The sequence below is a fragment of the Mycobacterium sp. E2327 genome (genome assembly GCF_001672675.1).
Lineage (GTDB): Bacteria > Actinomycetota > Actinomycetes > Mycobacteriales > Mycobacteriaceae > Mycobacterium.
Genome location: NZ_LZKE01000111.1, coordinates 20,193 through 27,608 on the forward strand (window position 1 = coordinate 20,193; position 7,416 = coordinate 27,608).

The 7,416-nt window shown below is 69.4% G+C and carries 6 protein-coding genes and 1 pseudogene; 3 read left to right on the forward strand and 4 right to left on the reverse strand.

Features of this window, described 5'->3' with window-relative positions:
• Positions 1 to 1,497 carry an NAD(P)/FAD-dependent oxidoreductase gene (locus tag A5712_RS12815; RefSeq protein ID WP_068105159.1) on the reverse strand — a complete coding sequence of 499 codons (1,497 nt, stop codon included), beginning with the start codon at positions 1,495 to 1,497 and terminating at the stop codon, positions 1 to 3.
• A complete protein-coding gene (locus A5712_RS12820) occupies positions 1,494 to 2,879 on the reverse strand; it encodes a cytochrome P450 (protein ID WP_068105163.1) in 1,386 nt (461 codons plus the stop codon). Before A5712_RS12820 ends, A5712_RS12815 begins: the two co-directional genes overlap by 4 nt.
• 75 nt (positions 2,880 to 2,954) lie before the next feature.
• Between A5712_RS12820 and A5712_RS12825 the strand changes: the two genes are divergently transcribed.
• Entirely contained in the window at positions 2,955 to 3,974 is a 1,020-nt protein-coding gene (locus tag A5712_RS12825; protein ID WP_068105169.1) for an AraC family transcriptional regulator, read from the forward strand.
• Here the strand turns inward: A5712_RS12825 and A5712_RS12830 are convergent.
• The gene (locus A5712_RS12830) at positions 3,971 to 4,933 is read right to left on the reverse strand and encodes an alpha/beta hydrolase (RefSeq protein ID WP_068105172.1); all 963 of its coding nucleotides are present in this window, start codon (positions 4,931 to 4,933) and stop codon (positions 3,971 to 3,973) included. The genes A5712_RS12825 and A5712_RS12830 overlap by 4 nt on opposite strands.
• Positions 4,934 to 4,958: 25 nt before the next feature.
• Positions 4,959 to 5,939: an alpha/beta hydrolase gene (locus A5712_RS12835; RefSeq protein WP_068105174.1), complete on the reverse strand. Its 981-nt coding sequence runs from the start codon at positions 5,937 to 5,939 to the stop codon at positions 4,959 to 4,961.
• On the opposite strand from A5712_RS12835, the gene A5712_RS12840 reads away from it, so the two are divergent.
• Positions 5,938 to 6,714, forward strand: coding sequence for a lysoplasmalogenase (locus A5712_RS12840; protein ID WP_082973416.1), 777 nt, complete (start codon positions 5,938 to 5,940; stop codon positions 6,712 to 6,714). The two genes, A5712_RS12835 and A5712_RS12840, sit on opposite strands and share 2 nt — an antisense overlap.
• Before the next feature lie 63 nt (positions 6,715 to 6,777).
• A pseudogene (locus A5712_RS12845) lies at positions 6,778 to 7,416 on the forward strand (primosome assembly protein PriA); the annotation flags it as partial.

Below are 7,416 nucleotides of genomic sequence, written 5' to 3' on the forward strand. Positions count from 1 at the left end.
TCACGCGGTGAAGCGATAGTCGTCGAGGTCGAAATGCCGGCTGCGCCATTGGGTTTCCAACGTGGTCGCCGGACGCAGCGGGACGTCGCCGTTCTTGTCGAAGTAGTAGCTGTTGGCCAGCTTGCAGCTGTCCTGCCAGAAGATCTGCCGGTGGCGCTTACGCATCATCTCGGCGAAGTACCGGGCGTTGGCCTCCTCGGTCACCTCGACGCGGGTCGCGCCGTCGCGTCGGGCCCGCTTGAGGCAGCGCACGATGTGGTGCGTCTGCGTCTCGATGAGGGCGAAATACGACGAGCCGACGTAGCCGTACGGGCCGAACACGGTGAACAGGTTGGGGAATCCGGGGACGCTGACGCCCTCGTAGGCCTGTAGGCGGTTTTCGTCCCAGAACCGGCTCAGGGACACCCCACCGCTCCCGGTCACCGAGAAGGTGGGCACGTTGTCGGTGTCCATCACCTTGAAGCCGGTGGCCAGTATCAGCACGTCCACCTCGTGGGCCTCGCCGTCGGTGGTGGCGACCGCGGCGGGCGTGATCTTGTCGATCGGCTCGGTGACCAGCCGCACGTTGTCGCGGTTGAACGTGGCCAGGTAGTCGTTGTGGAAGCCGGGTCGCTTGCAGCCGACGGCGTAGCGCGGGGTGAGTTTGTCGCGCAGCACGGGGTCGTTGACCTGCTGGCGCAGGTAGCGCTCGCCGGCCGACCCCATCCTGCGCGCGAGCGGGAACACCGTGAAGTACTGCGCCGCGAGCGAGAACGTCAGCTCGACGAAAACCTGGCTCAGCAGCCGCTGCACGACCTTGCCGCCGGGCATCCGCATCGCCCAGCGCGCCGCGGCGGGCAGCGGCACGTCGAACTTGGGAAAGCACCAGATGGGGGTGCGCTGAAACACGGTGAGCTGCGAGACGATCGGCGCGATTTCGGGGATGACCTGCACGGCCGACGCGCCGGTGCCGATGATCGCGACGCGCTTGCCAGTGAGGTCCTGGTGGTGGTCCCAGCGTGCGGTGTGCATGGTGGTGCCGGCGAAGGAGTCCACGCCGTCGATGTCGGGCAGCTTCGGCACGGTCAGCACCCCGCAGGCGCTGATCAGGAACCGGGCCGTCAGTTCCCCGCCCGGATCGGTCTGCACCCGCCACAAGTGGTTTTCGTCGTCGAACTCGGCGGCAAGGACCTTGGTGTTGAACCGGATTCGCGACCGGATGCCGTATTTGTCGACGCAGTGTTCGGCGTACCCCTTGAGCTCGTTGCCCGGCGCGTAGGTCCGCGACCAGCGCGGGCTCTGCTCGAACGAGTACTGATAGGAGAACGACGGAATGTCCACGGCGATGCCGGGATAGGTGTTCCAGTACCAGGTGCCGCCGACCCCGTCGCCGGCCTCGATCACGAGGTAGTTGGACATGCCCGCCTTGTCCAGCTTGATCGCGGCGCCGATGCCGGAGAATCCGGCGCCGACGATCAGGGTCTCGTAGTCCGGGGTTTTCAAACCTGCTGAGCTCATGCGCGCCTGCTTCCGATGACGGGTACCCCGCGCTTGGGCCGCAGGGTCAGCGTTGCCTCGAGTTCTATCGCGGCCCCGGGGGCGAGGTCAAAGGTGAAGCGCTGACTCATGATGGCCGCCATCAGCACCATCTCCATCAGCGCGAAGCTCTGCCCGATGCAGATGCGCCGACCACCGCCGAACGGCAGATACGCGGAGCGCGGCCGGTCCGTCGGCCGGTAAAACCGGTCGGGGTCGAACGTTTCCGGGTCGGGCCACCAGCGCGGGTCGCGATGGATGTGGTGGATCGGGATGACGACGGTGGTGCCGCGCCGGATGCGATGTCCAGCGATGACGTCGTCCTCGATGGCCCGGCGCGCGATGATCCACACCGCGGAGAAGTAGCGCTGCGACTCCTGCAGGCACGCGGTGGTCCAGGGCAGCCGGCCCAGGTCCTCGGCGCAGGGGCGGCGCGCGCCCAGCACCTCGTCGATCTCGGCGAGCATCCGGTCGCGGGCGTCGGCGTGCAGGGCCATCAGGTACCAGAACCACGACATCGCGTTCGCCGTCGTTTCGTGCCCGGCGAGCATGAACGTCAGGGCCTCGTCGCGCACCCGCTGGCGCGGCCAACTTCCGCCGTCGGCGCGCAGCAGCACGTTGAGCAGGTCGGGGGACTCGCTCGGGTGGCGCAGTCGGTGGTCGATCACGTCGTTGACCGCGCGGTCGAGGGTCAGCGTGATGTCCTGCATGTCGCGCAACGGCGGTGGCATGCGGACCCCCGAGAATGCCAACCGGTGCAGCGCGTCGTAGACCGGGGGCGGCATCAGCCCCCACAATCCGAGTCGCTGCAGCCGCTCGGCGTGCCGCAGCCCGCGCGTCGCGAGGTCGTTCATGCTCTGCACCAGCGGCCCGAAGTCCTGGCTGAACAGCGAATTGGCGACCACCCGCAGCGTCGCCTCGACCATCGTCTGGTGGATGTCGAACCGCGCGCCGGGTTCCAGCGCGTCGGCGACGCCGGTGATCGGGTCGATCATCAGGTCGACGATGCCGTTGAGGTGGCGCCGGGCGAAGGTCGGGTTCAGCACGCCGCGGTGGGCCGCCCAGGAATCGCCCTCGTCGGTGAGCAGGTTGATGCCCGCGGTGGCCCGGATGGGCTCGTATTCGTTCGACTTGACGTACTTCAGGCGGGCGCCGTGCAGCACGTGGTCGACGTAGTCGGGGTGGCTGATCGAAACGAATCGCCTTCCGGCGCAACGAAACCGGGCGATGTCACTGCCACGCACCCGGCCCATGAACCCGTTGCTCACGTCGAACCCGATGGTGAGGGCCTCGCGGGTCATCGTCCAGGAGTTCAGCCGGGTGGCCGGTCCCGCGGCCGGGCGCTGCGCGCTGAGGGTCGCCATGCCTCAACTGTATGGATGACGCGGGCGGCTAGTAATGAGATTATCGGACAGGGAGTTGGGATTTTAGGACACGCGATGGCACACCCTCCGACGCTGAGCCACCCGGTGCACGCGACCCGGGTGTTGTGCGAGGTGGCCAACGAGCGCGGGGTTTCGACGGCCGACGTGTTGGCGGGCACCGCGATCGAGCCGGCCGACCTCGACAAGCCGGACGCCATGGTGAGCGCGGTCGACGAGATCGCGGCGGTGCGCCGGTTGCTGGCCCGCCTTCCGGATCACCGGGGCATCGGCGTGGACGTCGGCAGCCGGTCCACGCTGACCCACTTGGGGCTGTTCGGGTTTGCCGTGATGTCGTGTGGCACCCTTCGCGAACTGTTTTCCATCGCGATGCGCTACTTCGCGCTCACCACCATGCACATCCGCCTGGCGCTGTTCGAAACCGCCAAGGACTGCGTGATCGAACTGGACGCCAGCCACCTGCCCGCCGACGTGCGGGGCTTCTTCATCGAGCGCGACATCGCCGGAATCATCACGACCACAGCAAGTTTCGCGATGGCGGTGGCCGAGAAATACGCCGAGGAGGTGACCGCGGAGCTGGCGGTCGACGAGGAACTGCTGCGGCCGCTGCTCGAGCTGGTGCCGGTGCACGACGTCAGGTTCGGCCGAGCGCACAACCGGTTGCACTTCCCGCGGGCCATGTTCGACGAGCCCTTGCCGCAGGCCGACCGCCACACGCTGGAGATGTGCATGGCGCAGTGCGACGTGCTGATGCAGAGCAGCGAGAGCCGCCGCGGCATCACCGCGCTGGTGCGCAGCAAGCTGTTCCGCGATTCCGGCGTGTTCCCAACGCTTCCCGACGTCGCCGCCGAACTCGACATCCACCCGCGCACGCTGCGCCGGCGGCTGGCCGAGGAGGGCACGTCGTTTCGGGCCCTGCTGAACGAGGCGCGCTCCACCGTGGCGGTGGACCTGCTGCGCAACGTCGGGCTGACGGTGGAGGAGGTATCGACGCGGCTGGGCTACACGGAGGTGTCGACGTTCTCGCACGCCTTCCGGCGTTGGTACGGCGTTGCGCCCAGCGAGTATTCGCGCTAGCCGTGCAGCGCCTTGCGCAGCGCCACCAGCCCGCGGTTGGTGGCCTCGGCGGCGGCGGGGATGACCAGGGAGAAGCTGGCGTACCCGTGCACCATGTCGGGCTCGTTGCTGTGTTCGGCGGGCACGCCGGCGGCGTTGAGCAGCTCGGCGTAGCGGGAGCCGTCGTCGCGCAGCGGATCGTGTTCGGCGGTCCCGATGAAGGCGGGCGGCAGACCGGAGAGATCTTCGGCGTTGGCCGGGGCCAGCGTGATCGGTAGGGCCTTCGGGTCGGTGATGTCGAGGTCGGGCAGGTACCAGGACAGGAAGGCCTCGATGACGTCGCGGTCCAGGACGGGCGCGTAGGCGTTCTCGGTGTGCGACGGCAGCGACAGGTCGGCGGTGACGGTCGGGTACCACAGCAACTGGAAGGCCAGGTTCGGGCCGCCATTGTCCCGGGCCAGATGGGCCATCACCGCGGCGAGGTTGCCGCCCGCCGAATCCCCGGCCACCGCAATGCGATCCGGGTCGCCCCCCAATTCGGCGGCGTTCTCGGTGACCCATTGCAGCGCGGCCCAGCAGTCGTTCACGCCGGCGGGGAAGGGATGCTCGGGGGCCAGCCGGTAGTCGACCGACACCACGATGGCCTCGGCGCCGACGGCGTGCGCGCGCGCAACCGGGTCGTGGGTCTCCAGGTCGCCGAGCGAGAACCCGCCGCCGTGGTAGAAAACGACGACGGGCAAGGCCTCGGCCTCGCCGGCCGGCCAGTAGATCCGCACCGGGATGTCGGTCAGGTCGCCGTAACCGATCGTCCGCTCCTCGGTCCTGATGTCCGGCAGCAGTTCCGGGGGCACCTTGAGCTGCCGCAGCCTCGATCGCGCGACCTCGACGCCGTCGGCGGCGTTGAAGGTCATCGGGAACATGTCGAGCAGCGACTTCAAAGTCGGATCGATGCTCGGTCGGGCGACGGTCGGCTCAATCATGCGTTCACCGTACGCTTCCCGGCCGTTAATGCAGGGCATTCCGCAACGCCGCGAGCCCCTTGTCCTGCGCGGCGGTGGCCGCGGGCACCACCCCGGCGTAGCCCAAAAAGCCGTGCACCATCGTCTCCGCGTTGTGCACCTCGACCGGGACGCCGGCCGCGGCCAGCAGCTCGCCGTAGCGGATGCCGTCGTCGCGCAGCGGGTCGTGACCGGCGACCCCGATGTAGGCCGGCGGCAGGTCGGCCAGGTTCTTCGCCCGCCCGGGTGCCATTGCCGGCGGCGGGTCGGCCAGGTCGACTTCGCCTGCGTACCAACGCGAGAACGTGGCGACACCCTTCGCGTCGAGGATCGGCGCGGTGGCGTTTTCAGTGAACGACGGCAGCGAGGAGTCCCACATCGTCGCGGGATACCACAACAGCTGGAACGCGAGCGGTGGGCCGGCCTCGTCGCGGCTCCGTTGCGCGAGCACCGCGGCCATGTTCCCGCCGGCCGAATCCCCGGCGACCGCGATCCGGGTGGTATCGGCGCCAAGCTCGGCGCCGTGCTCGGCCACCCACAACGTTGCGGCCCAACCGTCTTCGACGGCGGCGGGGTAGCGGTGCTCGGGCGCCAGCCGGTAGTCGACGGACACCACGATCGCGTCGGCGCCCACCGCGTGCTGGCGGGCCGTGCCGTCGTAGGTGTCGAGGTCGCCCACCACCCAGCCGCCGCCGTGGAAGAACAGCACCACGGGCGCGGCGTGCCCGGGATCGGCCGAGGGCCAATAGATCCGGATGCCGATGGCGCCCCCCGGACCCGGAATGGCGCGGTCCTCGACCCGCAACTCGGGGTGCAGCGGCCGGCGCGGCAGGTCGCGGAAGCGCTGCCGCGCCGCGGCGACACCATCGTCGGTTGATAGCCGGAACGGAACCGCATCCAGTACCTTCAGCAGGATGGGGTCGATTCCAGGCTTTTCAGGGTTTCCACGGCTTCCCGGGTTTTCCGCGGCCGTGTCGAAGCTGGGCATGGAAGTACCGTACGCACCTCGCCTGGTGTCCGGCGGTTGGGTGGTGGCCGGCTGGGCGGGCCTCGCCTACGGGGTCTACCTGACCGTGGTCGCCCTGCGGTCGCCGCCGGGGACGGCGTTGACGGGGCACTGGATCCTGCAGCCGCCGTTCAAGGCGTCGATGGCGTTGCTGCTCACCGTCGCCGCGGCGGCGCACCCCATCGTCCGCGAGCGGCGCTGGCTGATGCTCGCGCTGCTGCTGTCGGCCGTCGGCGACTGGCTGTTGGCGATCCCGTGGTGGACGATGTCGTTCGGGCTGGGGCTGGCCGCATTCCTGTTGGCGCACTTGTGTTTCCTGGGTGCCCTGATTCCGCTGGCCCGCACCTCCCGGGTGCGCCTGGCCGCCGTCGCCTTCATGTGTCTGGTCTCGCTGTCGTTGCTGACGTGGTTCTGGCCGCACCTGGCCCGCGACAAGCTCACCATTCCGGTGACGCTTTACATGATCGTGCTGACCGCAATGGTCTGCATGGCGCTGTTGGCCGACCTGCCGACGATCTGGACCGCGGTGGGGGCGGTGTGTTTTGCGGCGTCGGACACGATGATCGCCATCGGCCGGTTCATCCTGTACAACGACGCGCTGGCGGTCCCGATCTGGTGGTTGTACGCCGCCGCCCAGGTCTTGATCACGGCCGGGTTCTTCTTCGGGCGCGAGGAACCGGATTACGAAACCGACTACGAGTACGAGTACGAGACCGGGTACGAGTCGGATTACGAGTCCGAGCCCGACGAAGGCTAGTTGTCGATCCCGTTGGCTGGCAAGGCAACTCCCGAGGTCGAGCCGATCGCCCGAGTGCTGCCCATGCTCTCGGTGCCGCACCTGGACCGCGAGTTCGACTACCTGGTGTCGGCCGACCAGTCCGACGACGCCCAGCCCGGGGTCCGGGTGCGGGTGCGGTTCCACGGCCGGCTGGTCGACGGGTTCCTGCTGGAGCGCCGCAACGACACCGACCACACCGGCAAGCTGGGCTGGCTGGATCGCGTCGTGTCGGCCGAACCGGTGCTGACGCGGGAGATCCGGCGCCTGGTCGACGCGGTCGCCGCGCGCTACGCCGGCACCCGGCCCGACGTGCTGCGCCTGGCGGTGCCGGCCCGCCACGCCCGGGTGGAGCGGGAGCCCGCGGCGACGCTCCAGTTGCCCGCGCCGCCGCTGCCGGCGGCCGTCGACCCGTCGGCGTGGCAGGCCTACGGCCGCGGCGGGCAGTTCCTGGGGGCGCTTGCCGAATCCCGTGCCGCGCGGGCCGTCTGGCAGGCGCTGCCCGGCGAGTCCTGGGCTGACCGCTTCGCCGAGGCCGCCGCCCAGAGCGTGTCCAGGTCGCGCTGGTCGGGCACGATCGCCAGCGCGGACCGTCCCGTCCGGATGGTCTGGGCGGCGGCCTCGGCGAAGCGGTCAGCCCAGGACTCGCCGGGCAGCGCCTGCCAGACGGCCCGCGCGGCACGG

What these genes read in the sequence shown, in the direction of transcription:
- A5712_RS12840 (WP_082973416.1), top strand. Translation starts at nt 5,938, where the DNA reads ATGGAAGTACCGTACGCACCTCGCCTGGTGTCCGGCGGTTGGGTGGTG.
- A5712_RS12835 (WP_068105174.1), bottom strand. Translation starts at nt 5,939, where the DNA reads ATGCCCAGCTTCGACACGGCCGCGGAAAACCCGGGAAGCCGTGGAAAC.
- A5712_RS12830 (WP_068105172.1), bottom strand. Translation starts at nt 4,933, where the DNA reads ATGATTGAGCCGACCGTCGCCCGACCGAGCATCGATCCGACTTTGAAG.
- A5712_RS12820 (WP_068105163.1), bottom strand. Translation starts at nt 2,879, where the DNA reads ATGGCGACCCTCAGCGCGCAGCGCCCGGCCGCGGGACCGGCCACCCGG.
- A5712_RS12825 (WP_068105169.1), top strand. Translation starts at nt 2,955, where the DNA reads ATGGCACACCCTCCGACGCTGAGCCACCCGGTGCACGCGACCCGGGTG.
- A5712_RS12815 (WP_068105159.1), bottom strand. Translation starts at nt 1,497, where the DNA reads ATGAGCTCAGCAGGTTTGAAAACCCCGGACTACGAGACCCTGATCGTC.